This is a genomic window from Thalassospira permensis NBRC 106175 (genome assembly GCF_000714555.1).
Lineage (GTDB): Bacteria > Pseudomonadota > Alphaproteobacteria > Rhodospirillales > Thalassospiraceae > Thalassospira > Thalassospira xiamenensis.
Window position 1 is genome coordinate 117,710 of record NZ_AUNC01000045.1, and the last position, 26,718, is coordinate 144,427.

22 protein-coding genes and 1 pseudogene are annotated in these 26,718 nt (G+C 57.2%); 10 read left to right on the forward strand and 13 right to left on the reverse strand.

Going from position 1 to position 26,718, the window contains the following annotated elements; all coding sequences use genetic code 11:
* Positions 1–31 precede the first annotated feature (31 nt).
* The 5 genes from SMB34_RS17325 to SMB34_RS17345 all read left to right on the forward strand — a co-directional run bounded on the left by SMB34_RS17325 (position 32) and on the right by SMB34_RS17345 (position 3,742).
* The gene (locus SMB34_RS17325; RefSeq protein WP_167332781.1) at positions 32–433 is read left to right on the forward strand and encodes a helix-turn-helix domain-containing protein; all 402 of its coding nucleotides are present in this window, start codon (positions 32–34) and stop codon (positions 431–433) included.
* Between the two features lie 286 nt (positions 434–719).
* Positions 720–1,964: a quinone-dependent dihydroorotate dehydrogenase gene (locus tag SMB34_RS17330; protein ID WP_051682385.1), complete on the forward strand. Its 1,245-nt coding sequence runs from the start codon at positions 720–722 to the stop codon at positions 1,962–1,964.
* A gap of 125 nt (positions 1,965–2,089) precedes the next feature.
* Positions 2,090–2,974 carry a TIGR01459 family HAD-type hydrolase gene (locus SMB34_RS17335; protein ID WP_037991905.1) on the forward strand — a complete coding sequence of 295 codons (885 nt, stop codon included), beginning with the start codon at positions 2,090–2,092 and terminating at the stop codon, positions 2,972–2,974.
* A gap of 17 nt (positions 2,975–2,991) precedes the next feature.
* Entirely contained in the window at positions 2,992–3,567 is a 576-nt protein-coding gene (locus tag SMB34_RS17340; RefSeq protein WP_037991908.1) for a hypothetical protein, read from the forward strand.
* A complete protein-coding gene (locus tag SMB34_RS17345; RefSeq protein ID WP_037991909.1) occupies positions 3,548–3,742 on the forward strand; it encodes a hypothetical protein in 195 nt (64 codons plus the stop codon). The genes SMB34_RS17340 and SMB34_RS17345 overlap by 20 nt, the downstream gene beginning before the upstream one ends.
* Before the next feature lie 118 nt (positions 3,743–3,860).
* On the opposite strand, the gene SMB34_RS17350 is transcribed toward SMB34_RS17345, so the two are convergent.
* The 5 genes and pseudogenes from SMB34_RS17350 to SMB34_RS17360 form a co-directional block, all read right to left on the reverse strand.
* Positions 3,861–4,733, reverse strand: coding sequence for a DMT family transporter (locus SMB34_RS17350; RefSeq protein WP_037991910.1), 873 nt, complete (start codon positions 4,731–4,733; stop codon positions 3,861–3,863).
* 408 nt (positions 4,734–5,141) lie between these two features.
* Positions 5,142–5,255 carry a transposase domain-containing protein gene (locus tag SMB34_RS21150; RefSeq protein ID WP_167332782.1) on the reverse strand — a complete coding sequence of 38 codons (114 nt, stop codon included), beginning with the start codon at positions 5,253–5,255 and terminating at the stop codon, positions 5,142–5,144.
* Positions 5,242–5,677: pseudogene (locus SMB34_RS20765) on the reverse strand (IS66 family transposase). Before SMB34_RS20765 ends, SMB34_RS21150 begins: the two are co-directional and overlap by 14 nt.
* The gene (locus SMB34_RS20770; protein ID WP_167332783.1) at positions 5,668–5,976 is read right to left on the reverse strand and encodes an IS66 family transposase; all 309 of its coding nucleotides are present in this window, start codon (positions 5,974–5,976) and stop codon (positions 5,668–5,670) included. Before SMB34_RS20770 ends, SMB34_RS20765 begins: the two are co-directional and overlap by 10 nt.
* Positions 5,977–6,051: 75 nt before the next feature.
* On the reverse strand, positions 6,052–6,462 hold the full coding sequence (locus SMB34_RS17360) for a winged helix-turn-helix transcriptional regulator (RefSeq protein ID WP_240478865.1): 411 nt from the start codon (positions 6,460–6,462) through the stop codon (positions 6,052–6,054).
* 117 nt (positions 6,463–6,579) lie between these two features.
* Between SMB34_RS17360 and SMB34_RS17365 the strand changes: the two genes are divergently transcribed.
* Positions 6,580–7,518 (forward strand): aromatic alcohol reductase, encoded by a 939-nt coding sequence (locus SMB34_RS17365; protein WP_037991911.1) that lies wholly within the window; start codon positions 6,580–6,582, stop codon positions 7,516–7,518.
* Between the two features lie 207 nt (positions 7,519–7,725).
* Here the strand turns inward: SMB34_RS17365 and SMB34_RS17370 are convergent, their stop codons facing one another.
* Positions 7,726–8,580, reverse strand: a complete 855-nt coding sequence (locus SMB34_RS17370) for a D-amino-acid transaminase (RefSeq protein WP_037991912.1) — start codon at positions 8,578–8,580, stop codon at positions 7,726–7,728.
* Positions 8,581–8,923: 343 nt separating this feature from the next.
* Here SMB34_RS17370 and SMB34_RS17375 point away from each other — a divergent pair, with 343 nt between their 5' ends.
* Positions 8,924–9,865 carry an arylamine N-acetyltransferase family protein gene (locus SMB34_RS17375; protein WP_205618062.1) on the forward strand — a complete coding sequence of 314 codons (942 nt, stop codon included), beginning with the start codon at positions 8,924–8,926 and terminating at the stop codon, positions 9,863–9,865.
* A 63-nt stretch (positions 9,866–9,928) separates the two neighbouring features.
* Here SMB34_RS17375 and SMB34_RS17380 read toward each other — a convergent pair whose 3' ends face one another.
* From SMB34_RS17380 to SMB34_RS17410, 7 genes are all read right to left on the reverse strand, one after another.
* Complete coding sequence (locus tag SMB34_RS17380; RefSeq protein ID WP_037991913.1) at positions 9,929–10,732, reverse strand: substrate-binding periplasmic protein; 804 nt, start codon at positions 10,730–10,732, stop codon at positions 9,929–9,931.
* A gap of 214 nt (positions 10,733–10,946) precedes the next feature.
* Positions 10,947–11,765 (reverse strand): alpha/beta fold hydrolase, encoded by an 819-nt coding sequence (locus tag SMB34_RS17385; RefSeq protein WP_205618063.1) that lies wholly within the window; start codon positions 11,763–11,765, stop codon positions 10,947–10,949.
* Positions 11,766–12,065: 300 nt separating this feature from the next.
* The gene (locus SMB34_RS17390; protein WP_037991916.1) at positions 12,066–13,730 is read right to left on the reverse strand and encodes a methyl-accepting chemotaxis protein; all 1,665 of its coding nucleotides are present in this window, start codon (positions 13,728–13,730) and stop codon (positions 12,066–12,068) included.
* Between the two features lie 215 nt (positions 13,731–13,945).
* The gene (locus SMB34_RS20775) at positions 13,946–17,587 is read right to left on the reverse strand and encodes an autotransporter outer membrane beta-barrel domain-containing protein (protein WP_051682389.1); all 3,642 of its coding nucleotides are present in this window, start codon (positions 17,585–17,587) and stop codon (positions 13,946–13,948) included.
* A 157-nt stretch (positions 17,588–17,744) separates the two neighbouring features.
* A complete protein-coding gene (locus SMB34_RS20780) occupies positions 17,745–20,462 on the reverse strand; it encodes an autotransporter family protein (protein ID WP_084716685.1) in 2,718 nt (905 codons plus the stop codon).
* Positions 20,463–20,685: 223 nt separating this feature from the next.
* A complete protein-coding gene (locus tag SMB34_RS17405; RefSeq protein ID WP_156962703.1) occupies positions 20,686–21,675 on the reverse strand; it encodes a GAF domain-containing DNA-binding protein in 990 nt (329 codons plus the stop codon).
* Between the two features lie 126 nt (positions 21,676–21,801).
* On the reverse strand, positions 21,802–22,200 hold the full coding sequence (locus SMB34_RS17410; RefSeq protein WP_037992035.1) for a c-type cytochrome: 399 nt from the start codon (positions 22,198–22,200) through the stop codon (positions 21,802–21,804).
* Between the two features lie 176 nt (positions 22,201–22,376).
* Here SMB34_RS17410 and SMB34_RS17415 point away from each other — a divergent pair, with 176 nt between their 5' ends.
* From SMB34_RS17415 to SMB34_RS17425, 3 genes are all read left to right on the forward strand, one after another.
* Positions 22,377–22,889: a sigma-70 family RNA polymerase sigma factor gene (locus tag SMB34_RS17415; RefSeq protein ID WP_037992036.1), complete on the forward strand. Its 513-nt coding sequence runs from the start codon at positions 22,377–22,379 to the stop codon at positions 22,887–22,889.
* A 135-nt stretch (positions 22,890–23,024) separates the two neighbouring features.
* Entirely contained in the window at positions 23,025–24,068 is a 1,044-nt protein-coding gene (locus SMB34_RS17420; protein WP_051682392.1) for a FecR family protein, read from the forward strand.
* 159 nt (positions 24,069–24,227) lie between these two features.
* On the forward strand, positions 24,228–26,654 hold the full coding sequence (locus SMB34_RS17425; protein ID WP_037991920.1) for a TonB-dependent siderophore receptor: 2,427 nt from the start codon (positions 24,228–24,230) through the stop codon (positions 26,652–26,654).
* Positions 26,655–26,718: the final 64 nt, after the last annotated feature.

Genomic DNA, 26,718 nt, shown 5'->3' on the forward strand with positions numbered 1-26,718 from the left:
TTTCGGCTTTCCGGGAAAGGGAATGGATGAGATGAGCAAAATCAATCTTTTGCGCGACGAGCTTTCAAACAAGCCGGTTGCGGTGACGATGTCTTTTCAGACGTTTCGCGACATTGCACCGGAAATGGCCGAGAGCTTTCTGAGTGACGAGGAACTGGCGGAGCTGGCCATCGGTGAGGATGACGGCAGCCGTTATCCGTTTGAGCTGGCAAGCCGGATTATCGATGGGGAGCATCCGCTTAAAGTTTATCGCGAATGGCGCGATATGACCCAAACCGAGCTTGCGGAAAAAGTCGGCGTTGCCGGGAACTATATCAGCATGATCGAGCGGGGGAAAAACCTGCCGTCGCGCAAGTTGCAGCATGCCCTGGCCAGGGTGCTTGATGTGGACTACGACATGCTTGAGGCGGGCCCTGCCTTTGAAGGCGAATAACTCCGCATCTCAGCATTCGGCAGCCGATGCTCTGGCTGTTGCCTAGTGCAGCGAACGTATGTCGGGTTTTCTTGCCTGACAGGAAAACCGCAAATGTCAGAAATAACTGACAAATCCGTTGGCTTTGGCATTTCCCCCATAAATGTAAGATATATATGACATATGGCATTGAGTGCGGATCATGACGGGGTGTCTGTCGCACGGGCCTTCAGGGCATTGATCCTTGCCCCGTTCCCTTACACAGCGTAAGAACAGGGCAGGTATTTACAAGCACGGAGCAGGTCGCGTGGGGTGGTACAAGTCACTGGTTTTGCCGGTTGTGCGCTGGATCGATGCGGAGACCGCGCATGGTCTTGCGATTTGCGCATTGAAAAACAATCTGGTGCCGCGCGATGATGATGCGCTGGATGCCACGCCGATCCTTGAGACCGAGGTTTTCGGGCGCAAATTTGCCAATCCGGTCGGGCTTGCCGCAGGGTTTGACAAAAATGCCGAGGTGCCCAATCAGATGCTTCGCCAAGGGTTCGGCTTTGTTGAAATCGGATCGGTGACGCCCGAACCGCAACCGGGCAACCCCAAGCCCCGGCTTTTCCGGCTTTATTCCGACCGGGCGGTGATCAACCGCATGGGCTTTAACAATGAGGGTGCGCAAGTGGTGGCTGATCGCCTGCGCAAGCGTGCGCGGCGCGGCATTTTGGGTGCCAATCTTGGCAAAAACAAATATTCCGAAGATGCGGCGGCCGATTATGTGAAGGGCGTTGCGGCCCTTGGTCCCTATGCCGATTATCTGGTGGTCAATGTATCCTCGCCCAATACGCCCGGTTTGCGCGCACTTCAGGGGCGCGGGCCGCTTGAGACGCTTCTGACGTCGGTTTTAAAAGCGCGGGATAGCCATGCCAATGGTGTGCCGGTCCTGCTTAAGGTGGCACCCGACCTGACGGAGGAAGACAAGGCCGATATTGCCGCCGTGGTCTTGAAGCTCCGGCTTGATGGCATGATTGTTTCAAACACCACGATTGACCGGCCGGTCGGGCTTAATTCCTATGATCAGGATGAAAAGGGCGGTCTTTCCGGCCCGCCGCTTATGGAGCCCTCGACCAAGGTTCTTGCCGATTTTTACCGCCTGACCGAAGGCAAAATCCCGTTGATCGGGGGCGGCGGGATTGCATCGGGCAAGGATGCCTATGAGAAGATCCTCAATGGGGCGTCGCTGGTGCAGCTTTATTCCGCCCTTGTCTATCACGGGCTGGAGCTTGTGACCGATATCAAGGAAGACCTTGCACGGCGGTTGCGCAAGGATGGGTTTGCCAGTGTTGCCGATGCGGTTGGGGCGGCGTATCCGGAAATTTCCGGGCGGAAGGCTCCGGTTGATGAGGCACGCGCGGCCAAGGCGGCAGTGAAGGCGAAGGCGGAAACGGCCCCGGCCCCGGCGACTAAAAAGCCCGCTACGAAGGCCAAGCCTGCGGCGAAAAGTAAGGCTGCGCCGAAGGCGGCACCAAAGGCTGGGCCAAAGAGCGGACCGGCGGAATAGATTTACCTGTGGCGGCATGGACTCCCGCCTGCGCGGGAGTGACGGATATTGGGGATGGTTTTGGGCTTTTCCGTCAAACCCGCCGCGACAATGACGACGATTTTAACATGAAGTGGAATGGGTGAATGACGGTTGGCACCAGCTATCAGATGATCAACGGCCTGTCGGAAGTGATCGAACAGTACGATGCGGTGATCCTTGATCTTTGGGGCGTGGTGCATGACGGGGTCACACCCTATCCAAGCTCCATCCCGGCGATGCGCGCCCTTCAAAATGCCGGTGTGCCGGTCGCCCTTCTGTCGAACGCGCCGCGCCGGTCAAGCGTCGTGGTCGCACGCATGGAAGATATGGGTATCGCGCGCGACCTTTATGGCCCGGCGGTGGCTTCGGGCGAGATCGCCTATAGCCAGCTTCTCGCACGGACCGACCCTTGGTACGCCAAGCTTGGCCGCAAGGTCATGAGTGTCGGCCCGGTGCGCGACATGTCGATGTTTGAGGGGCAGGATATCGAGATTGTGAAAGATGTCGCCGATGCCGACTGGCTTCTGGTGACGGGGCCGAATGACGATTATGACGCGGTTTCGGTCTATGAGGATCTGCTGCATGCCGCCAAGGCGCGGGATTTGCCGATGCTGTGCCCGAACCCGGACCGCGAAGTGATCCGCGGCGGGGATCGCATCATCTGTGCCGGTGCGATTGCCGCACGTTACGAGGTGCTGGGCGGCAATGTCCGCTGGGAAGGCAAGCCGCTGGCGAGTGCCTATGATTTCTGCCTGCAACTGTTTGACAAGGGGCCGGATGCGAAGCTTCTGGTGGTGGGTGACAGCCTTTCGACCGACGTTGCCGGATCAAACAATGCCGGGCTTGATGTTGCGCTTGTGACCGGTGGCATCCATGCCGAGGAACTTGGCGCACCGCGCGGGACATTGCCCGAAAAGGGCAGGCTTGACGCGCTGCTGAACGCGACCGGGCGCAGCATTACCTATGCGGTTGGGGATTTTTGTTGGTAACGCTTTATTGGTGACACATGGCCTATCGTGATGACTTTGTCAGTATTCTGGAATTGTTGTCGCGTGCTTTCGACGTCGTTGAAAGCAAAGGTTTCAGGCGTCCGGTGATTGTTGGCGGGGCGGCTGTCGAACTTTATACGCAAGGTGCGTTGGTTTCCGGCGATATCGACATTGTCACACCGTGGCAGGTGGAACTTGAAGACGCGCTTGAGGGCATTGGCTTTGTCCGCAGCGTTGGGGCTGGTGCCTTTGCACGCGGGTTCCAGCATCTTGACCTTGGTTTTGGCGTCGAGATTGTCGGCCGCACCCTGATGGAAGGCCATGCCGATCAGGACAGGATACTGATCATTGATCTGGCGGGTGGCGGAAGTGTCGATTTCATCGCGGTCGAGGATTTGATTGCAGATCGCATGGGGCAATACAATGCCCCGCCAACGATGCGTCCCGATATGCTCCATCAGGCAGCCGAACTGCTGAAACTTGCAGAAATCATCGATAAAGCTTATCTTGATCGCAGGATTTCCGAAGAAACCGCAGGTGATTTCGGACTTTCATTTTTGGAAGAGCACATTGATGCGCAGAATGACGCTTGAACAGCTTTCAGACTCCATTGACCGGAAAAAGGCCGAGCTTGGCTATTCCGGAACGGATTATGTTGCGCGCAATTCCGGGAAATACCGTACCCAAAGCAAACGCGACCTGCTGCGCAACATTGCCGAAGCGGCAGCGGCGCGCGGTGAAAAGCCGAAGTTTGACGCGAATTACTGATCGGTTGTAACCGTCGTTTTGCACCCGCCTTTCCCGTTGGAAGGCGGGTTTTGTTTTTGTGGTTGCGGCAGCGCCGACTGGATTCCCGCGTTCGCGGGAATGACGGTTTGGGGGAGCATCAGCTTTCGGCCACGCGCTTTTCGCGGAAGATGATGAAGATGCCGCTTCCGGTGATGATGGCCGCACCGACAAAGGTCAGAAGATCGGGTGTTTCGCCCCAGAAAAACCAGCCAAGCCCGGTGGCCCAGACAAGGGCGGTGTAATCAAACGGGGCGACGGTTGGGGCGTCGGCAACCCGGAAGGCCTGGGTGATCAGGGTCATGCCGCTGGTGCCGACAAAGGCGATGGCGATGAAAAGCCCGATATCCTCCGCCCGGATCGGGGTCCAGAAATACCAAACGGCACAGGCACTAAGCAATGTGCTGGTGAAGCTGAGGTAAAACAGAAGCGTCCACATGCTTTCGCGGGGGTCGAGCAGGCGCGCACTTAGCATCAGAAGCGCATAGGTAAAGGCGGTCGCCACCGGCAAGAGCGAGACGGGCTCAAACGTTGCCGCACCGGGGCGCACAATCACCAGAACACCCAGAAAACCGACCATCACGGCCACCCAGCGCCGCCAGCCGACCCGCGCAATCAGCACCGATGAAATCGCGGTGATGAAGAGCGGGGCGACAAAGGCAAGGGCGGTGGCTTCGGCCAGTCCCATCAGATGGATGCTGGTGAAGAACATGATGGTCGCGGCGATCCAGATGACGGTGCGCATGAAATGCACGCCGATCCGATTGGACCGCAGGCCGCCCAACCCGACCATTTTAATCGCCAGCAGGGCGGCAAAGGGCAGGGCAATCGAATTGCGCAGAAAGATGATCTGGATCGGTGAATAATGATCCATCAATCCCTTGGCCAGGGCATCATTGACACACAGCAGGGCGACACCGGCACACATCAGAATGATGCCGGTCAGGTTGTGCTGGGGCTGTTGTGCATTCATGGTTCGTGGCGCTTTCCCTGTGTGATGGTGGGTTATCGCAATCACCATCTGTTTTCCGAGCTTTAGGGCAAAGTGCCGGTTGAGGCCAGAAAAGAAAGCGGTCGGTGGGGCTGCGGGTTCGATGGGTGGTTTTGAGGATGTGGCACGAAGGACTGGATTCCCGCCTGCGCGGGAATGACGGTTTAGGGGGGGAGGGCTATGCGCAACTTTATCGTCACTCTCGCGAAAGCGGGAGTCCATGGGGCCGTGGGTTCGGTCGCGAGGCCCCGATTATTGTCACGTGCCACAAAAGGCGGCATTCGGCTTTCTGCGAAATCAATTACTTAACATTTTCGATTGCCAGATAAGTTGTAAGCGTCGTGTCACGACTACCTTGACAGGGCCTGCGATATCCTTTCGGAGAGTGGATCAGTCCTGGGGGTCTATGTTCCAAGGAAGCAGGGCGTCGATCTTGTTGATCGGATGATCTGCAATGCGCTCAAGGACGGCGCTGAGGTATTTGCGCGGATCAAGGCCCTGCATCTTTGCTGTCTTGATGAGACTGTAAATGGCCGATGGCCAAAGGCCGGATGGCGCGTTCTGCGGCATTGTTGCTGATCTCGCATCTGCCATCATAAGCATACGTCCCACCGGGTCAGGGCATAACGCAACGCTCCGGCCAGATCGCTTTTGTCCGGTATCTTGCGCAAGGAATGCGCGAAGCAGTTTTTTGTTTCGCCAAGTTGCCTCAGGCTGTGAGACTGACGCACCGCCAAACGGTCATCAGGCGGCTTGTTGATAATTTGACGTTCAATGTCGAACAGATGCCCGATATGATCGAGTGCCTCCTTCGTCGGCTTCGATATGGAGATGACCGGTAAAGTCTTGCAGAACCGTCTGCGGATGAAGGCCCTTGCGATCAGGTGTATAGCTATAAAGGGCGGCTGGTGGCGTATCACCGCCATGCGGCCGTTCTTCTCGTGAAGATAAATCCATAACCGGTCCTGCCTTGTTTTCCCCCGGCCAAGCTCAAGGACAGGCACCGGTGTATCGTCGCATGGATATGCGACCCGGCCAGAACATGCCGTTCAATCGCATCAATCAGCGGCTCCATCAGGCTTGAACATTTGCCAACCCAGTTGGCCAGCAATGATCGGGACAGCTCCATGCCGCCGCAGGCATAAATGCCGCTTTGCCAGTACAACGGTAAATGATCGGCATATTTCGAGACCAGCACATGGGCGAGAAGATTGGCCGTGGGCATGCCGCGCTCAATCGGCAGGGACGGCATCGTTTCGCGCACTTCAAAAAGACGGCCATTGGACAGGCGAACAGTCCATCAAAAAGTTTGCCACGACGGATTTTCTGCCGGTCGGGAATCGTATTCTTCACGCGATTTTCGAAACTGATCCGAATTTTCAACAACCCATGTCCAAAGCGGGATCATGCGAATAAGCAGCCCCATTCCCAGCTCTGTCAGCTCGTATTCCACGCGTGGCGGCATCTCCACGAGATCATAACGTGTGACCAGCCCATCCCTCTCAAGCTGACGGAGGGTACGTGTCAACATTCTCTGGGTAACGCCATGCATTCGTCGTCCGATATCCGCATGGCGTAGTCTGCCATAGACACCCAAGGTGTGGATGATGCCCAGCGACCATCTGTTCCCTGCGTGGGTCAGAACTTCGCGCCTTACTCCGTCTTCATCCTCGCGAAGACCGTCGCAGACAGCTTGAGAATAGCTCAGCATTTCGTCTCTGGTCATCTTCCTGCCCTCCGGTATCACGCGTGTGCCTTCTTACGACAGCTTTCGAACTATGTCATCTATCCGGTCATATCAACGATGAGATTAGGAAGGATTTCCACGATGAACTATTCGCAAACAGTCGACGCACAGTCGATCTTGGTCATTGGTGCCGGAGAACTCGGCATGCCGGTTCTGCGCAATCTTGCACGTAAAGCCAAGGCGCATGAAGGGACAACGGTCAGCGTTCTCTTGCGGGCGGCCACCGTTGAATCCATCGATCCAGTGAAAAAGCGCGACGTCGCTGAAATTCGCGCATTAGGGATCGAGATCGTACCCGGAGATATCCTTGCCGCTTCGATAAGCGAGCTGGCAGCGATCTTTGCACCTTATGATACAGTGATCGGCTGCGCAGGCTTTTCCGCCGGTCGAAACACTCCAATGAAACTCGCAAAGGCTGCGCTTGAAGCCAACCTGAAGCGATATTTTCCTTGGCAGTTCGGTGTCGATTTTGACGTCATCGGTCGCGGCAGCCCCCAGGACCTGTTCGACGCCCAGATTGATGTGCGTGAACTCCTGCGCGGCCAAGACAAAACGGACTGGGTCGTAATTTCCACGGGAATGTTCACGAGCTTTTTATTCGAACCAATATTTGAGGTCGTTGATCTCAAAAAGAATGCGGTCCACGCGCTGGGCAGCCTGGATACGGAAGTTACGCTGACGACCCCTGATGATATCGGTGCCTTGACCGCAGAGGTGGTCTTTGCTCAACCGGCGATCCGAAACGAGATCGTCTACCTTGCGGGTGACACGGTGACGTATGGGGAGGTTGCAGACAAGCTTCAGACTGTGCTTGGGCGTCCGTTTACGAAATCGGAATGGACAGTTCCTCAGCTCAAATCGGAGCTTGCACAGGACCCCGACAACCACATCAAGAAATATCGGGCTGTCTTTGCCGAAGGGAAGGGTGTGGCATGGCCCAAACGCGACAGCTTCAATGAGCGGAATGGCATCAATGTCACGACCGCTGAGGAGTGGATCAGAGAAAACCTTCGCTCCTGAGGGCGATGATACGGTCTACAGTCTCAGATGCTGTCGGGTTGTGGAGTTTCCTGGGGCGTGATGATTTCATCATTTCCGGCGAGAATTTCATCTTCTCTGGCGAAAATTTCAACTTTTCTGGCACTCGACAATTATTTCAGACAAACAAAAAAACGCCGCCCCGAGAAGGAGCGGCGTTTTGCGTTTGGGACGCGAGATGCGGATTGATCAGATCGCGGTGGCGCGGTTGGCTTCGATATAGATTTCGCGGAGCCGCTTGGCGATCGGGCCCGGCGTGCCGTCGCCGATTTTTTTGCCATCGACTTCGGCGACCGGGCAGACGAAGGCCGAGGCCGAGGTTGAGAAGGCTTCCTTGGCGGCATAGACTTCATCGACGGTGAACAGGCGTTCTTCGACCTTGAGCTGCAATTCTTCGGCGCATTTCAGGACGGCCTTACGCGTGATGCCGTGCAGGATGTCGTTGGAAAGCTGCCGGGTGACGATGACGTTATCCTGCGTCACGATATAGGCGTTGTTTGACGAGCCTTCGGTGACATAGCCATCGAGCACCATCCACGCATCATCGGCCCCCTTGGCGGCGGCTTCGGTTTTGAGAAGCGACGCATAAAGAAGCTGCACGGTTTTGATGTCGGAGCGGCGCCAGCGGACATCCGGGTAGGTCAGGATTTTCTGGCCGCGTTCGGCCAGCGGCGATTTGATCAGGGATTTCGACTGCGTGAACAGAACAACCGTGGCCGGGGTGTCATCCTTGATCGCGAAATCACGGTCACCGGCCGATCCGCGCGAGATTTGCAGGTAAACCAGGCCTTCGGTGATGTTGTTGCGTTTGACCAGTTCGCGATGGATTTCAAGCAGTTCGTCGATATCGGCCTTGTATGTAAAGCCGAGTTCCGAGAGCGAACGCGCCAGACGGGTCATGTGGCCGTTGAAATCGATCAGCTTGCCATCAAGTACCGAGGTGACTTCATACACGCCGTCGGCAAACAGGAAGGAACGGTCAAAGATCGAAATCTTGGCTTCATTTTCCGGCAGATAATCGCCGTTCACATAAACAGTACGCATGTCATCTTCCTGTCTGTTCGGGAACCGGTCGCAATGGTGCGGGCATTCGCGAGCGTTACATCATATACCATTTCGATAGCACAGAGCAGGCGGGTTTGTCGCGCCGCGCTTTGGTTGTTGCGTATAAAAGGTGGAAAATTGCCTTTGTGGCCTTTGGGATGCCGCAATGTTGCACATATATGCGTTTATTGGTGTTCAGGGCCGCAGAACATTCGATGAAAATCTTTTGAAATTAGTGTTTGACCTGAACTTAACTTGAGGTCCTATGGTTCTGCTCCTGAGATAGAAGTTCTTCGATATACCGCCCATACCGCCCCGAACGGACAAGACACGGAGCCACCCGATGAATACGCATCTGCCGATGAGTGCCCCCAAATTCGATGATGCCACGATCCATTCCAGCGTGCAGAACGCGATTGACGCAAGCTGGGCGAAGCCCTTTAACCTGCCGGAACCGCAGGTCGATCTGGATGCCTATTTTGCCCGGATCGGCTATGACGGCCCGCGCGAGGCGAGCCTTGAGGTTTTGCGCGATCTGCATGCGCTCCATCCCGCGCATATCCCGTTCGAGGCGATCAATGTGCTGTGCCGCAAGGGCGTGAGCCTTAACCCCGATGATATCGACCGCAAGATCATTTTTGACGGGCGTGGTGGATATTGCTTTGAGCAGAACGGCCTGTTCCGGCGTGTGTTGCGCAGCCTTGGTTTCGAGGTCGAAAGCCTTGCCGGGCGGGTGTTGTGGGGCTATTCCGAGAGTGATGGCCCGCGGCCGCGTTGCCATATGGCGATGCGCGTCACACTGGATGGCGAGGCGTGGCTGGTTGATGTCGGGCTGGGCGGATGTGTTCCGACCGCGCCGCTTTTGCTGGGCGTTTCGGTGCCGCAGGTGACCCCGCATGATACCTTCCGCGTGCGGGAACGCAATGGCCGTTACCTGACGGAGCTTGAACGCGACGGGGTGTGGAAGCCGGTGCATGAGGTCGATATCGTCCCGGTCGAGGATATCGATTACGAAGTGATGAACTTTTATGCCAGCACCCATCCCGAAAGCGGCTTTGCCAAGGTTCTGATGGTGGCGCGCAGTGCGCCGCATGCAAGGTTTACCTTGTTAAACAACCGTCTGACCATCCGGTTGCGGACGGGCGAGGAAGAGGTGCATCACCTGTCGGTCGGCGATGTCGAGCAGACATTGAGCGATATTTTCGGGATCAGCGTTGATCCGTCGTGGCGGAGCTACCTTGAGGACGTGATCGCCAGTGCCGAGGCCGTGCGCAGGCAGGGGTAAGGCCGCGAAATTCAGATAATAAAGGGCCGTGGCGTTGATGCTGCGGCCCTTTTGCATGTGGGGTCAGTAATTGACCGTCAATTCATGCCGGTTCATCAGGCTTTCAAACGTGCCGTTCTGCTTGACGGTGGCGAGGGCTGTGTTGAAGCGTTCGAGCAGTTCATCGCCGTTCGGGTAATCCTTTGAGGTCATCAGGAAAAGCCCCGATCCTTCAAGCAGCGGTTTTTCAATCGTATAGAATTTTTCGACTTCTTTTGGCGGGAAAAGGTTTCGGATGGTGTACCAGCCGACGGAGCGCGCGGTGGAGAACAGGTCAATCCGGCCGATGTGAAGCATTTTGAAATTCTGTTCTTCGGTCAGGGCATATTCGACGGAAAGCCCGGCTTCCTCAAACCATGGCTGATAATAATATCCCTGTATCCCGCCAAGGCGGTAGGGTTTGAGATCAGAGAGTTCTTCATAGTGAATGGCCGGTTTGCGACCGTTCGCGTTATAGGCGAAAAACGGGGAATCTTCGATATAGAGTGCATCAGAGAAATTGAATTTTCGCGCGCGTTCTTCGGTGCGGCGATAGGGCAGCGTGCCCCATGCTTCGAGATTTTCAACATCCTGTTCGCCGCGCTTCCACGGTTTGAAATGAAATTCAAACGTGACATTCATTTCATGGCCGATGGCATCAAACAGATCAGGCAGGAAGCTTCCATCCGCGTCGGCGTGCGCATAGGGCGGGTAATCGTTGGTGACGATGACCAGCGTTTCGGTTGCGTGTGCCGATGGCAGTTCATGCGCGTTGGCGTGCGTCTGAACGTTTGTCTGGGCGAGCAGCAAAAGGGCGGCTGCGAGCCCGATTTTGCGAAAAAATGTCATCCGCGTCCTTTCCCGATGCCCCGGGGCGATTGGTTGCGGTGTTCTGTGGTGGTCGCAATTCAACCGTGTGTTTCATTGTATATGGGTAGGGCAGAAGAACTTTGCAGGGGGATGCAGGTTTGGCTTTGAGGTATCGGGCATAAAAAAAAACGCGCCGCATGGGGGATGCGGCGCGTGAAGTCGGGCAGATGTTGAGGGAGGCAGGGGTTGAAGATCAGTTGGTGTTGGCGGCCTTCAAGATCAGGTCGGCAACAGCTTTGGGGTGGGAAACCATGACGACGTGGGAGGCGCCATCAATCACGACGGTTTCCTGTGAATTCGCACGTTCCGCCATGAATTCCATTGCCGCCGGCGGGATGTTTTTATCAGCCGTGCCATAGATGTGGTAGGACGGCAGGTCTTTCCATGCGGTATCGCCAGACGGCTCGTTCAATGCAAAGTCGGTGACCGGGCGTTGGGCAATCGCCATCAGGCGGGCCTTGTCAGCCGGGACGTCGGCGGCAAATTGCGCGTGGAATTTCGCCGGATCGATATAAAGATCATTCACACCGTTGCCGAGCGGAACCGGGGCTGCCAGGGCTTCACCCAATGTGCCGCCGGGGAATTTTGCTGCCAGTTCGGCAATGGTTTCACCCTTTTCCGGGGCGAAAGAGGCGACATAAACCAGCGATTTCACATTGGCTGCACCGGTTGCGGCGTTGCTGATGACCGGCCCGCCGTAGGAATGACCGACCAGAACCACCTCACCCGGAATGCTGTCGATAAGCGAGCGGGTATAGGCGGCATCGCCCGAAACACTGCGCAGCGGGTTGGCAACGCTGATCACGCGATATCCTTCGTCCTGCAGGATCGGCGCGACACCGTCCCAGCTGTCAGAGGCGGCAAAGGCACCATGGACCAGAAGGATGGTTGGTTTGGTGTTGGCGGCATTCGCGGCCGCAGTGTCAGCGGCAAAGGCCGGAGATTGAGCGGCCATCAGGCCAAAAGCAAAAGCGGTCGCCTTGAGCAGGTTTTTCACATTCAGCATTTTCATCTTCCTTTTCCCGGTTTCGCCGATGACCGGCCAAACGTTGTTTCGATGAAATGCTTGTAGCCGTGAATTTATGATCGCGCAATATTAAATCGTGTGCGATTTAATCACGTGCAATCACATAAGCGTGAGGTCGGTGTTATGGCCCGTGAGCGGGCGGGGCGGGTTCGAGGCCGAAATCCCAAAGTTTGGGGATTGAAATTGCAGGGGGGATCAAAAGGTCGGCAAAAGCAAACAGGCCCGGAGAGTTTGTCCGGGCCTGTTGCAGTTTGCGCGTGTTTTATATCGTTGCCTGTCTTTACGTCAGGCCGCTTTCACGGCGTTCAAGAACGTCTCGACTTTCTGGCGCAGGGTTTCGGCCTGTTCGGACAGGTCCCCCGATGCGGCAAGCACCTGTTCGGCCGCCGCACCGGTTGAGGCTGCGGCTTCGTTGACGCCGTGAATGTTTGAGGTTACCTCGGTGGTTCCGTCAGATGCTTCCTGAACATTGCGGTTGATTTCCTGGGTTGCGGCACCCTGTTGTTCAACGGCGCTTGCGATGGTGGCCGAAATTTCGCTGATTTCGGCAATTGTCGTGCTGATGGAACCGATGGCAATCACCGCTTCCTCGGTTTCGGACTGGATCATTGTGATCTGGCTGGTGATTTCGTCCGTCGCCTTTGACGTTGCATTGGCGAGGTTTTTGACCTCTGCTGCGACCACGGCAAACCCTTTTCCGGCCTCGCCCGCGCGGGCGGCCTCGATCGTGGCGTTAAGGGCCAGAAGATTGGTCTGGGCTGCGATATCGCTGATCAGGCCGACAACATCGCCGATTTTCTGGGCTGCTTCGGCAAGGCCGCGGACCTGGGCGTTGGTGCTTTGGGCTTCGGCAACGGCTTTGCTGGCGACCTGTGCGGACTGGCTTACCTGATGGCTGATTTCAGAAATCGAGGCGCTCAGTTCCTCGGAGGCGCTGGCCACCGTCTGTACATTGTTTGATGCCTGTTCGGCCGCGGCGGCGACAACCGTGGACTGGCGGCTGGTTTCCTCGGCAGTTGCGGTCATGGATGTTGCAGTTGCCTGCATTTCGGTCGCGGCAGATGCTACGGTTTTCAGAACCACGGACACATCGCTGTCGAAATCGTTGGTCAGTTTTTCGATCAGTCTGGTCCGCGCTGCCTGCTGTTTCTGGGCCTCGGCCTCTTGGGCGGCGAGTTCGTCGGCCTTGATCATGTTTTCCTGAAACACCAGAACGGCTTTGGCCATGTCGCCAATTTCGTCCTCATGATTCTGGCCGGGGATCAGGATGGTTTTATCGCCATCGGCAAGTTTGCGCATTGTCGTCGTGATCGCCACAATCGGGCGGGATATTCCGGCCCCGATGAACCAAGCGGCAACCATACCGACAATAACAGCGACAACGGCAATTATTTCGGTAACCACGATCTCGAACTCGATGCCGTTGATCGTCTGGTCCGCAAGTGCATCCTGTTCCTGCTTGCTGGCAATCCGGATCTCTTCGATTGCCGTTGCAATTCGGGCACCAATCACGTCAAGCTCACTTTCGATGATTTCCTGGCGCTCGGATGCATCATTGCTTGCGCTGAATTTATTCAAAGATGCAAGGAAAGCCTGAAAGTCCTGTTCTGCCTGACGGGCAGCCGCGATTTTGCTTTGACTGTCAAGGATGGCGATAAGCTTCTTGTTCATGTCAAGTGCGGTCGACAGCTTGCCGACGGCTTGCTCTCTTAGCGCGCTTGACGAATTGGTTTGATAGGTCGCAATGCCGATACGCGCATCCTGAATATTGGCAAGCACGTAGGATGACTGGTTCGATATTTCCGCCAGCTCGTGATATTTCGCGAAGTTATCTTCTGCGCGATAAAGGGAGAAGACGGAAATAATCGCCAAGACCCCCAAAAGCACGAGAATGATCCCGAACCCGCCAAATACTTTGTGGGATATCTTGATTTTACCAAAAAACGACATTTTAACTCACCAAAATTTCTAAACGCACATCCTCTCGAACGTGCTCTATTTTGAATAGCATTACTACTCATATGGATAGTTATACGATACTTTGGTAGGTTTGGTTTGCCGCCGTGTGATGTTATTCACCTTTGGGTGGAGAGGGAAAAAAACGCGCCGCAAAGAAGGATGCGGCGCGTATGGGATGGCCCAAAGGACAACAGGTTTTTGAGAGATCAGAATTTCATTCTGAACCCGGCACTGGCGGCATGTTCGCGGCGGCTTTTGGAGATCGAGGGCTGGTAATCTGCATAGAAGCTCCAGCCATCGTCATCGGCAAGGGTCATGCCGAGATTGCCGACCAGTGTATCGCGGTCGGTTTCGCTGCCTGCGACCGTGAAGGAGGATGTGCCGGTAAAGGCCAATGTGGTGCTGTTGGCTGTCGGGCCAAGGTGATGGTCCCAGCCAAGACGGAATTGCGGGATCAGGGTTTTGCCATTGCCGGTTTCAAACATGCCCGCCATCCTTAGCCCGAGGCTTGCGGTTCCGGTCAGGGTGCTGACAGATGCGCGTGACAGATTGGCCGATCCGGCCCCGGTTTCGGTAAAGGCGTCATGATCGTTCCAGAGCACGCCCAGCGCGCCATAGGGTACAAGCCGCCAGTTAGGGGCAACGTCAAATCCCCTTGCCAGTTCAAGATTGGCATTGAGCGCATTGTCGGTGTAATCCGCCGTGGCGGTACGATCAATACCGCCAAAAACAAGATTACGGCGGCTGTCATTTGCCGTTCGGGTCCAGCCGGCCTGCCCGGAAAGCCGCAAATCATCGCCAAGGTCACGTGTGCCATAAAGCCCGGCCATGAAATTGCGACTATCGAGGGTGGCATCCCGGCCAGCCTGACGGTTCCTGGCGTCGGCATAACCGAAATAGACCCCCAGAATGGTGGTATCGGAAAGCTGTGTGTCAAAGCCGCCAACCATGCCGGTCCATTGGTAATCGGTGGTGTCGGCATTGCCATCACCATCGATCCGGCCGGTTGCCCCAATCGCCTGAAGCCAGATGGCGGAGGCGGACTGTGGCGCATTTTCAGTGCCCAGCGACAGCATGTTTGCGTCACTTGCCATCGGACCGGAACGGGCAAAGCCGGTAAGTTCGGCGGGGGACAGGGTGCTGGCGGCGACAAGGGACCCGCTGGTGGTTTGGGCAATGGTGCGGCTGCGGTTCAGATCGGCAAGGCGTGCGCCGATCTGGCCGGTGGCCTGATGGGTGATGCGGGCATTCATGGCAGGGGCGGCGGCAAAGATATCGCCCGAGAGCTGTTGATAGGCGTGCTGTGCCCCGGCATTCGTCAGGCCAAGAATGGCGTTGCTGATGGTGGTGCCGTCCGTGCCCGAAAGGTTGCCGATCTGGCCAGCGACGGCTTTTTGATTGGGGGTTGTGGCAATGTCGGTAAAGCCGCTGGCGTTGCGGGTCAGTGTCAGGGAGACATCATTGCCAGTGCCGCCCGTGGTCGAATTGCTGGCATCATAAAAGGCAAGCTGATTGTCAATTGTTGCGAAATCGCCGGTAATTGCATCAACACCATCATTTTCGATAATCACATAATTATAGGTCGTTTGGCCGGAGAAATTGTTCCCCGATACGCCTTTGATCCGCAGCGTCGAGCCGGTGATATCGACCGTGCCAGTCACGATGACCTTATCGGAATTTCCTGCGCTATCCACCTCGATCTCGAGGATGGAACCGGCATTGAGGAGATAGGCACCATTGACGGTTTGTGTGCCGATGGAATTGCCCGGCGCATGAATGCCGCCTGATGAGATGGTGGTTTGCCCGACGGTTCCCGTGCCGCCAAGGGTGGCACCGTTCGCGACCGTGACGGCAGAGGCAATTGATCCATTGACCGCAAGGCGGCCCGCAGAGACGGTCGTGGTGCCGGAATAGGTGTTGGCGCCGCTGAGTGTGACGGTGCCGGTGCCGGTTTTGGCAAGCGCCCCGGTTCCGGCCAGAACGGCACTGATCGTGCCCGACTGGGTCGCGAAAGTGCCCGATGATGACAATGTGCCGTTTGACACGGTTGCGCCATTGATCGTGATGGTGCCGGTGCGGGTCTGTGTTGTCGTGCCGAGATCAAGCGTTCCACCGGTCAGGTTAAGCGTCCCGGCGGCATCCCCGAGTGTTCCCGATCCTGACAGGGTTAATGTTCCCGCCGAAAGGTCCGTTGCGCCGGTATAGGTGTTGGCGGCACTAAGTGTGACGGTGCCGGTGCCGGTTTTGGTCAGCGCCCCGGTCCCTGCCAGAACGGCACTGATGGTGCCCGACTGGGTCGCGAAAGTGCCCGATGATGACAATGTGCCGTTTGACACGGTTGCACCATTGAGTGTGATGGTGCCGGTGCGGGTCTGTGTCGTGGTGCCGAGATCAAGCGTTCCACCGGTCAGGTTAAGTGCGCCTGCGGCATTTCCGAGTGTTCCCGATCCCGACAGGGATAATGTGCCCGCCGAAAGGTTTGTTGCGCCGGAATAGGTGTTGGCGGCACTGAGTGTCAGGGTGCCTGCGCCGTTTTTGGTTAGTGCCCAACTGCCGGTGCCGCCTGATCCGGCCTGATCGGTGATGGTATTGGCAAGGGTTTGCGTGTTGCCGGTATCAGGATTGAAGGTCAGGGTGCCGCTGCCTTGCAGGAAAACACCATCGCCAAAGGCAGAGCCGTTCTGTGCCGTGCCCGCCGCACCGGTTCCGCCGGTTCCGCCGGTGACGGTGTTGTTATTGACGGTCAGGGTTCCGGCGATGGTCAGGGTTGCGCCATCCATGACAAAGATGGCACCCCCGGCCCCAAGGCCACCACCCCCGGCAGCCTGAGCGATGGTGCCGCTCGATACACCGTCGCCAGCGCCAAATCCGCCCTGACCGACATTGGCGGTGCTGCCAAGGCCGCCGCCGCCACCCCCGCCACCAAAACCGCCATCACCCCGGAATGCGCCACCCCCGCCGCCAAAACCGCCATTGCCGATGCCGCCGCCGCCGCCACCAAAACCGCCATCGGGGTCTTCGATAAACGTGCCATCGATGCCGTTGACACCGCCGCCGCCGACCGACTGGTCGCCAGAACCGCCGCCGCCACCATTATTGCCGCCCGTACTGCCACCGCCGCCGGAATCGGCGCCATCCCCACCGGCACCTTCGCCCTGGGCGATCCCGTCACCGCCATTGCCCCCATTTGATCCACCGGTTGCCCCGCTGCCAAGGCCGCCGCCGCCGCCGGAAATGCCACCGGCAGCAACGCCGCCATCGCCCCCCATACCGCCACCCCCGCCGGTGATCCCCCCTGTGGTTTGTGCACCGCCATCACCGCCGGTTGCGGCATTGTTCTGGGCGACAAGATTGCTGATGGTGACGCTTGCGCCATCCTTGACGAACAGGGCCCCGCCAAGCCCGGCCCCGCCGCCGCCGGCCTGACCGGCATCGCCGCCGGAAGCAACGGCGTTTTCAATGGTCAGGTCGTTGATTGCCACGGTACCGGAATAAACGAACAGGCCGCGATACGCGTTATTGCCACTCAGCGTATTGCCATTGCCGTTCAGGGTGATGTTGCTGTTCAGCGCGTTCAGGTCGCCGCTGGTCAGCGTGATGGTGCCCAGGCCGACCTGGACATCGATGGTGTTGGTGCCACCCGCAGCATTGGCATCAAAAATCGCCTGACGCAGGGAACCGGCACCGCTATCGGCGGTGTTGGTGACATTGAAAGTTGCGGCCTGTGCTGATCCGATTGGTGCGGCGCATAACAGGATCAGGGGGACAAGGCCGTATCGGGCATGTGCAAAGATACCACGCCAGCAGGAGAATTGACGTGCCCGCCGGGATGGTTGATGCAGGTCCATATGACAGCACGCCTTCAGTCATGAGAAATGATGATTTCCCATTCCTTTGGGCTGCTTTTGCAAAGGGCACAACCCGCTATCTGAGAGCGTGGACTTTATTCTGCGCAATGTGGATAAGGGCTTGCGCAAAGTGGATAATTGGCAGGTTTTTAGGAAATCAGAACTTCATCCTGAACCCGGCACCGAAAGCATGTTCGTGGCTGTTTTCCGAGATCGAGGGCTGGTAATCGGCGTAAAGGGTCCAGCCGTCGTCATCGGCAAGGGCAAAGCCGAGATTGCCGACCAGCCGGTCGCGGTCGGTTTCGCTGCCCGAGACGGTGAAGGACGGGGTTCCGGCAAAGGCGAGCGTGGTGCTGTTGGAAACCGGGCCGATATGATGATCCCATCCCAGACGGAATTGCGGGATCAGGGTTTTGTCATCGCCGGTATCGATCATGCCGGCAAAGCGCACGCCAAGGCTTGCGGTGCCTGAAAGGTCGTCATCGGCCGCGCGCGAGATATTGGCAGAATCTGCCCCGGTTTCGGAAAAGCTGCCATAGCGGTTCCAGATCACGCCAAGCCCGCCATAGGGTTCCGCCCGCCAGTTCGGGGCAATCGCAAAGCCCTTTGCCAGTTCGAGATCGGCATTAAGCGCATTGTCGGTGTAATCGGCGGTGGCGGTGCGGTCGATGCTGCCGAAATCAAGGTTGCGGCTGCTGTCGATGCCGATGCGGGTCCATCCGGCCTGCCCGGACAGGCGCCAGTCATCGCCGAGATCATGCGTGCCATAGACCCCGGCCATCAGATTGGCGGAATCAAGGGTGGCGTCGCGGCCACTTTGGCGACTGTTGCCATCGGCATAGCCGAAATAAATGCCAATAGTGGTGGTTTCCGAAAAGCGGGTGTCATAGCCGCCGATCATGCCTGCCCATTTGTAATCTGTGGCATCGATATTTTCATCACCGTCAACCCGGCCTTTGCCGCCAATCGCCTGAAGCCAGATGGCAGACCCGGTTTGCAGGCTGCCTTCATTACCAAGGGCGAGCAGGGGCGTGTCCGCATCGGTTACGATATGGTCGGACGCGGCCGGACCGGCGGAAGCAAACCCCGCCAGTGCGGCGGGTGAAAGTGTGCCTGCGGCGACGAGAGTTCCGGCCGTGCTGCTGTTGCTGTTAAGGGAGGCCAGACGACCGCCGATCTGCCCGCCAGCCTGGCGGGCGATCTGGCCGTTGATGGCGGTGGTGCTGGCGTGAACATCGCCGGAAAGCTGTTCATAGGCGCGCTGGACTTCGGCAGTGGTCAGCCCCTGAAGGGCGGCACGGATGGTGGCACCATCAGCCCCCGGAAGATCGTCGATAACAGCCGCAACCGCCGACTGGTTGCCGGTGACGGCGTGATCGGTAAAATCGGTGTCGTTACGTGTGAGGCTAAGTGTTACATCGTTACCGGTGCCGTCACTATAGGCAACGGAGGCATCGTAAAAGGCGAGCTGGTTGTTGATGCTGTTGAACGTGCCAACAACCGCATCGACCCCGTCATTGACGATGATGATGTGGGTATAATTGTCCTGACCGGACATATCATTATCGGGCAGGCCAAGAATGCGCAGCGTCGCACCACCAACATTGACCGTACCATTGACGATCACCTGATCGGCATTGCCTGCTGAATTGACTTCGATTGCCAGGATTGAACCACTGTTAAGGGTATAGTTGCCATTGATGGTCTGGGTGCCGATGGAGTTGCCCGGCGCGTGAATGCCGCCCGAGGCAATGGTGGTGCCGCCAACGGAGCCAGTGCCGCCAAAGGTGGCGCCATTCTGAACCGAAACGTTTGATGCGGCGATTGATCCGTTAACCGCAAGGGTGCCGTTCGAAACGGTGGTGGCACCGGTATAAGTGTTCGTGCCTGAAAGTGTCAGCATGCCGCCGCCCGATTTGTTCAGGCTGCCGGTGCCTGAAACCACCCCGGCATAGGTCAGGTCGTTGCTGCGATTGAAGGCAAGTGCAGCATTGTTTGTAATATTGCCGGTGATTGCCCCGGTGGTGCCACCATTGCCGATCTGGAGCGTACCAGCCGAAATGGTGGTGGCACCGGTATAGGTGTTGTTGCCTGTCAGGGTCAGGGTGCCTGCCCCCTGTTTAGTGAGGCTGCCGTTGCCTGAGGCCACCCCGGCAAAACTCAGATCATTGCTGCGATTAAAGACGAGCGATCCGCTGCTGCTGATGGTGAAGTCCCCGCCAAGTGCCCCTGTGGTGCCGCCATTGCCGATCTGTATGATGCCCGCAACTAGTATGGTTTCACCGCTATAATTCGATGAATCCCCGGTCAGAATCAGCGTTTCCGTGCCGTATTTCCGGAACCGACCGTTGCCGGTCATGACATCGGAATATGTCTGGGAACTGTTGATTGTAAAGTCGACCTGGCCATTATTGGTGAAGTCACCGGTCACCTGCCCGTTTTCGGAGGCAACGAGAAAGCCGGTAATGACGAGGCTGCCGGTATTGTTAAGCGCGGTGCCATAAAGCCGTATGGTTCCGTCAAGGGTGATGGTGCCCGCATTATTCAGAATGCCGGTTTTGGTGCCGGTGCTGTTGCCAATATCTATAATACCATTGATGTCAAGCGTACCGGTATTGGTCAGCGTTCCGTAATTTCTGAGCGTGCCGTTGGCTTCGATGAGGCCGCCATTGTAAGAGCCGGATGCATAGTCCGGTGAGTCGGCAACATCGTCGGAGAGAACCTGAATGTCGAGGGCCGGAACGTTGATGGCTTGCGCCGCGACACTGCGGGGCATGGCAAGCGGGATCAACCCTGCGGCAAGGGAAATGCCGCACAGCACAGTTGTATTGCGCAGCGTGTTACGAGAGCATCGCCGCGATAGGAGATTTTGCATGGTTATCTGCCCGTTAGTCCCAGATTGTCCCCAAGTCGGGCAGTTTTGTTTTCGGGTTGTTTCCCGCCTGTCCCGTGTTTGGCTTTAGGCAGCGGGAAAAAGATACGCAACTGTAAATGGACCAACGAACATGCAGTGTCGACGAATCGACAAAACTGCATATCAAAATCAATCAAATAAGGTATTTGGCGGTGGGGGCGTGGCGAAAAATCCGGATTGCGATTTAGACGCCGAGTTTGCTGCGCAGTTCGCGGCGGTAGGGGCGTGAGACGCTTTGGGTTTCATCAAGAATGCGCAGGCTGACTTCCCAGCGATCTCCGTTGGTGCCGGCATGGCGGTTTAGTTCCGCGACATGATGCAGATTGACAATGGTGGTGCGGTGGATGCGGTGAAAAGTGCCCGGCGGCAGCATTCCGGCCCAGACCGAAAGCGGACGCAGGTCCGTCATGGAGGATCCATCTGACAGAAACAGGGTGGTATAATCCCGTGCCGAACGCAAACAGACGATTTCAGCCGATGTTACGCCCCGGACCCGCCCGAAGGTGCGGATATAGATCAGCGGATCGGCTGACAGGCGGGCAACCGGTTGTCTGTTTTGCTGGACGGGGATGCTGTTGCCATAACGTGCAAGTGCAATCAGGGCGGTACAGCGTGACAGAGCCGATGTGACGCCAATATTCCAGTGCATATGCCCGCGCGTGGCATCAAAACCGATACAGGCGCGAAGGCGGCCTTCGTAAAAGACCGGGATGCAGAGAACGCTTTTGTCGTTCTGGCGCAGCATTTCGGCCTGAAGATCGCGGGCGGGACGCGGAAGGGTGGTTACATCGTTGATCATGACCGCCTGATTGGCCGCAAGGTACTGTTGCAGCCAAGCGATCATGGTGACAGGGGTGTCCTGCAGATCGGTAACGTGCGAGGTGACGGTTTCGCGGCTCCATTCATGGGTGTTGCGAAAGCGCAAAAGCGTTGCGTCATATTCGAACATCCATGCCCGGTCGGCATTGGCGGCAAGCCCGGTCCTTTCGAGAATGCCGGTAATTGCCGCGTCACACGGTTGTGTCAGCAGCATTTGTGCGGTTTGGAAAACCCAGTCGTCGCACGGATCGTTCGCGCCATCCCGATATTCGGGTGACGGCGATGACAGATCGAAAATTTCAAAAGGCGGGTGCGCAAAACCTTGCGCACCGGATTGTGGCACGTCCAATAGCATGGCCTGGTTATCCAACCTGAATTTTGTTTTGCTATTATTTCAGATGGTTACACGTTTGCGAGTGGATCGCAATAGTTTGGCGCATGCTGTCCCGGTCAACTGTGGGGGTATCGGGTGTGTTCGGGTTTAGTTTGCCATCGTCTCGTTCGCCTGATTGGAAAGGTCATCCATATAGGCCAGTAGATCGGCGATGGTTTCAGGCGTGAAGGTGAATTCCGGCATGGTCAGTTGGTCGTGGGAAACGGTGATACCTTCGGCGAGCGCCTCTTCGAGGTTTTCAATCGGCCAGCGCTGGCCGAAGCTTGCCAGCGGCGGGGCGGTGGTGATGGCCGGGTCGGGATAGGGATCACCGGCAAATTCCATATGGCAGCGCAGGCAGGTTTGTTCGGCAATCGATTTGCCGCGCGCGATATCGCCCTGTTCCTCGCCGCGATGGGCCAGCTGGTTGCTGACGATCAGGAAGGTGGCGGCGGCGGCCCCGGTGATCAGGATGACGAGGCTGCTTTTGCGGATTCTGGTTTTCATGGCGGTTTCCCCCTTTCTTGCTTGCGCGGAGTATAGCGCCATTTGGTAAAGGAACGTTTTCGAATGTGGCGGGGAAGATTGCGAAAGATATTGATAATCAGTCTTAATATCTGCTAGTGACGTTTCCGGTTTCCGATACGCCATTGTTTGTGCCGGTCCAGAAGGAAGATACGGCTTTGTCCGCGAACCCCAATGCCCTTGTCCTTTTCATGTCGCACCGTCCGGCGCTGGTGAATTATGCCAGCAGCATCACGGGCAATCGCGTGCAGGCCGAGGATCTGGTGCAGGAAGCGTGGTTGCGGTTTGACGCGGCATCGGACGGGCGGCTGATCGAGGATGCGACGGGGTATCTTTACCGGATCGTGCGCAACCTGGCGCTCGATAGCAAACGCAGGCTGGTGCGTGAAAGCTGCCTGACATCGGCGGGGGATTATGACGAAGCCGCCCGGACATCACCCGATGTCGCCCCGGACCCGGAAACCGTCGCCCTTTACAAGGATGAATATGCGATCGTGATGGCGGCGATGGATGAATTGCCCGAACGCACCCGCATTGCATGCGAGATGCATCGGTTTGGCGGCGCGAAGCTTAAGGAAATTGCCGCCTTCCTCGATATTTCCGTGCCGCTGGCGCACAAGCTGGTGGCGGACGGGATCGAGCATTGCAAGCAGCGGCTGGATCAGGCATGAGCCGGTTTCACAATATTTATAGAAAAAAGTTCCGCAAATGCGTTTAGTAGTTGCAGGGATTTTGGCTTTGGTTTTTTTCGGGGCAGGCCGGTCCGCACCCGCAATTTGCGAGACCGACCGGGGATAGAGACGAGAATGGCAGCGAACACAGATGCGATCCCGCCGCAGGCCTCACGGGAGGCGACCGACTGGCTGATCCTGTTGCAGGAAGAGCCGGACGATCAGGATATTCTGCGCGCATTCGCGGCATGGTGTGATGCCGACCCGGCCCATATGCAGGCATGGAACGCAACCCGCCTGGCAGCCGATGTGATGGCGGCAGGTGTGCCCGAACATGCCGACCGATGGCAGCCGTTTGTGCATGAGATGCGGGCGGGCGGTGACGGATCATCTGTTTCATCATCATCGCGTAAAGACAATATTGTCCGCCCGACGTTCGGACGGCGGAAGATGCTGCTTGGTGGCGGGCTTGCAATTGCCGCATCGCTTTTTGCCGCCGTGGTCGGGCCGGGGATCGTTAGCCGTGCCGTGACCGGCTGGCAGGCCGATTATGTGACCGACACCGCCGAAATGCGGACCATCACCCTTGCCGATGCCAGCACGGTGACGATGGCACCGGAAAGTGCGATCCGGGTGCGGTTTGAGGCGGGGGAGCGCCATATCGCGCTTTTGGGCGGTGAAGCGTTTTTTGACGTGACGCCCGATCCAAAACGGCCATTCCGGGTATCGTCGGAGGATGTCGATGTCACGGTGCTGGGCACCGGGTTTGACGTGCGGCGCAATGATGCCGGTACGCTGGTTGCGGTCGAACATGGATTGGTGCGGGTCGGATTTGATGCGATTAACCCGCCGGTTCATGAAATGCTTGAAGCCGGACAAAGTGCCAGTGTGACATGGCAGGGGGCGGTGGCGCGTGGCAGCCTTCCGGCCGGGCAGATCGCGAGCTGGCGACAGAACCAGCTGATTGCGCAGGATCAGCCGTTGGGCACCGTGATTGACGGGTTGCGGCGTTATTATCCGGGCCGGATCATCATCACCGATGATGCGCTGGCGACCCGGACGGTGACGGGGGTTTATAACCTTGCCGATCCGCTGGCAGCCCTTCGCGGGATTGCGCGGGCGCAAAATGCCGTGGTGCGGCAGGTGACACCGTGGATTTTGCTGGTGTCGGCATCCTGAGAACGGCCTGAAACAGCCCGTTTGACAAAAATCTGAAAAATTTCCCGAAGTTTTTTTGAAAAAAATCCCCTGAGGCGCGTTTTGTGTTTTAAGCGCAAATGAGAAGCGTTTTTATTCTCATTTGCGATCGTGGATGTGACGCAGAACGGAGATGACGGAATGACCACAGGGGGTAAGGCGGGCATGCGGAGCCGCAGCAGACAGACGGTTTTCGCAGGCGCGCTTTTGGTGACAAGCGCATTGGTGCCGGTATTGATTGCGGCACCGGCGATGGCACAGCAACAGGTGGCGCAAAGCGGGGCGGGGGTCCTTGGCGCGTCACATGCGTTTGATATCCCGGCGCAGTCGATGACCAGTGCGCTGGCCCTGTTCGGGCAGCAGTCGGGGCTTCAGATTACGGTGGATGGGGCGCTTGTGCGCGGGATTGATGCGCCTGCGGTCAGCGGCAGCATGACATCGCAGCAGGCGCTGGACCGGCTGTTTGCCGGAAGTGGCCTGAGTTACAATATTTCCGATGACGGCACGGTGGTGGTCGAACAGATCGTAACCGGTGCCGCCGCCGAAGGCGAGGTTCTTGACCCGATCCGGGTCGAGGGCAATGCACAGGGGGCCTATGGCCCGATGGGTCCGACACGCGATAGCGTTGTTGCCAGCCGGTCGCGCACCGCATCGAAAACCGATACGCCGATTTTGGATGATTCCGCCGCCGTTTCTGTCGTGACGCAGAAGGAACTGGAAACGCGCAATGTGCAGGATGTGCAGCAGGCGGTGGCCTATAGTGCAGGCGTGCAGGCGGGCGAATACGGATCGGATGTGCGGTATGACTATATCCGTATCCGGGGATTTTATTCGTCGCTTTCGACCTATCGCGATGGATTGTCGTCGCGGACCTATAACTTCACAACCGCCCGCCAGGAACCCTATGGCCTTCAGCAGGTTGATGTCCTGAAAGGATCGACATCAAGCCTGTTTGGCATGAACGGGCCGGGGGGCCTGGTGAATTTGATTACCAAGCGCCCGCAGGATGAAGCGGGGGGAGAGGTTTTCACGACCTTTGGCGAAGATCACGTAAGGGGTGGCGGCGATGTGACCGGGCCGGTTGCGGAAGGCAGCAACTGGACCTATCGCCTGACCGGGCTTTGGCAGGATGCGGAACGCGAACAGGATTATTCGCAGGATGACCGCATTTATGTGGCACCGGCCTTTACCTATAAGCCGAAGGCGGGAACGGAATTGACGATCCTGACCAGTTACAGCAACCGCGAAAGCAATCTGGGTTATGGCTTCCCGACCGGGATCGAAACCAGCCGCAATGCGTTTTTCGGTGAACCGGATTTCAACACTTTCGATACCGAAGAAACCAATATCGGTTACGAGTTCTCGCACCAGATTACCGACAAGCTGCAATTCCGCCAGAATGCGCGATATACCCATGTCGATCTGGATTACGAGACGGTTTATCTGAACGACACCACGCCGCTTGGCAATCGTTGGGCTTTTGCGATTTACGGCGAGCTTGACCGTTTCGCCGTCGACAACCAGGTGCAATACGATACCGCACTGAATGAAACGTTCGATAGCAAGACGCTGGTGGGTTTTGACTTCAACCGGGATCAGAACCGGGAAAAACGTTTTGACGGGACGGCATCGCCGATTGATCCCTATAACCCGGCTTATTGCGGGCTTTCATGCATCAACTTTACCAGCAGTTCGGACACGGAAATCACGCAGGCGGCCTATGGTCTTTATGCGCAGGAACAGCTTACGATTGCCGATGACTGGATCGCCACCGTGGGGGGGCGTTTCGATTATGTCCAAAGCGATACGGACACGATCAGCAGCGGTACGCTTGACGAACGTGATGACCACAAATTCACATCGCGCGTTGGCCTGACCTATAAGGCGACGGATGAGGTTTCGGTTTACGGGAACTATTCGGAATCCTTCCAGCCGGTTTATGGCAGTGCGGCATCCCGCCCGGACGGGACCGCGCCACAGGAAGGCACGCAATACGAGGTTGGTGTCAAATATCAGCCGATTGCGATTGATGCGATGTTTACTGCGGCCCTGTTTGATCTGACGCAGGAAAACGTTTCGCAGTGGAATTCCACCACATCGACCTATCAGCAGATTGGCGAGATCAATTCGCGGGGGCTTGAGCTTGAAAGCAAGATGTCGCTTGACGCGCGGACCAACCTGACGCTGGCCTATACCTATCTTGATGCCGAAATCAAAGACGATGTGGTGACGGCCAATGTCGGTAACCGTCCGTCAAACGTTCCTGAACATACCGCGTCGGCGTGGCTTGATTATACCATTCCCGAACATGGGGTGTTTGGTGATCTGACGATTGGTGGGGGCCTGCGATTTGTCGGGTCACGCTATAACAACGATGCCAATGCCGATCTGCTGGGATCGCATACGGTGGTGGATGCCATGGTGAATTATATGGTGACTGACAATGTCAGCCTTGCGGTCAATGCGACCAACCTGCTTGACCGGGAATATGTATCGTCCAACACGTTTGGCAGCCGTTTCTATGGCGAGGGTCGCACGGTTCTGGCGACGTTGAAATATAGCTGGTAGGCCAAGGTTCTTTGAAGCATCCGCCGGTTTGCAAAAGACGGTCGTCCCATCGGGGCGGCCGTTT

Bases quoted from the DNA above. Each gene is read 5' to 3' on its own strand.
- SMB34_RS17325 (WP_167332781.1), top strand. From the start codon at position 32: ATGAGCAAAATCAATCTTTTGCGCGACGAGCTTTCAAACAAGCCGGTT.
- SMB34_RS17335 (WP_037991905.1), top strand. From the start codon at position 2,090: ATGACGGTTGGCACCAGCTATCAGATGATCAACGGCCTGTCGGAAGTG.
- SMB34_RS17340 (WP_037991908.1), top strand. From the start codon at position 2,992: ATGGCCTATCGTGATGACTTTGTCAGTATTCTGGAATTGTTGTCGCGT.
- SMB34_RS17345 (WP_037991909.1), top strand. From the start codon at position 3,548: ATGCGCAGAATGACGCTTGAACAGCTTTCAGACTCCATTGACCGGAAA.
- SMB34_RS17350 (WP_037991910.1), bottom strand. From the start codon at position 4,733: ATGAATGCACAACAGCCCCAGCACAACCTGACCGGCATCATTCTGATG.
- SMB34_RS21150 (WP_167332782.1), bottom strand. From the start codon at position 5,255: ATGCAGGGCCTTGATCCGCGCAAATACCTCAGCGCCGTCCTTGAGCGC.
- SMB34_RS20770 (WP_167332783.1), bottom strand. From the start codon at position 5,976: ATGCCCACGGCCAATCTTCTCGCCCATGTGCTGGTCTCGAAATATGCC.
- SMB34_RS17360 (WP_240478865.1), bottom strand. From the start codon at position 6,462: ATGCTGAGCTATTCTCAAGCTGTCTGCGACGGTCTTCGCGAGGATGAA.
- SMB34_RS17365 (WP_037991911.1), top strand. From the start codon at position 6,580: ATGAACTATTCGCAAACAGTCGACGCACAGTCGATCTTGGTCATTGGT.
- SMB34_RS17370 (WP_037991912.1), bottom strand. From the start codon at position 8,580: ATGCGTACTGTTTATGTGAACGGCGATTATCTGCCGGAAAATGAAGCC.
- SMB34_RS17375 (WP_205618062.1), top strand. From the start codon at position 8,924: ATGAATACGCATCTGCCGATGAGTGCCCCCAAATTCGATGATGCCACG.
- SMB34_RS17380 (WP_037991913.1), bottom strand. From the start codon at position 10,732: ATGACATTTTTTCGCAAAATCGGGCTCGCAGCCGCCCTTTTGCTGCTC.
- SMB34_RS17385 (WP_205618063.1), bottom strand. From the start codon at position 11,765: ATGAAAATGCTGAATGTGAAAAACCTGCTCAAGGCGACCGCTTTTGCT.
- SMB34_RS17390 (WP_037991916.1), bottom strand. From the start codon at position 13,730: ATGTCGTTTTTTGGTAAAATCAAGATATCCCACAAAGTATTTGGCGGG.
- SMB34_RS20775 (WP_051682389.1), bottom strand. From the start codon at position 17,587: ATGGACCTGCATCAACCATCCCGGCGGGCACGTCAATTCTCCTGCTGG.
- SMB34_RS20780 (WP_084716685.1), bottom strand. From the start codon at position 20,462: ATGCAAAATCTCCTATCGCGGCGATGCTCTCGTAACACGCTGCGCAAT.
- SMB34_RS17405 (WP_156962703.1), bottom strand. From the start codon at position 21,675: ATGCTATTGGACGTGCCACAATCCGGTGCGCAAGGTTTTGCGCACCCG.
- SMB34_RS17410 (WP_037992035.1), bottom strand. From the start codon at position 22,200: ATGAAAACCAGAATCCGCAAAAGCAGCCTCGTCATCCTGATCACCGGG.
- SMB34_RS17420 (WP_051682392.1), top strand. From the start codon at position 23,025: ATGGCAGCGAACACAGATGCGATCCCGCCGCAGGCCTCACGGGAGGCG.
- SMB34_RS17425 (WP_037991920.1), top strand. From the start codon at position 24,228: ATGACCACAGGGGGTAAGGCGGGCATGCGGAGCCGCAGCAGACAGACG.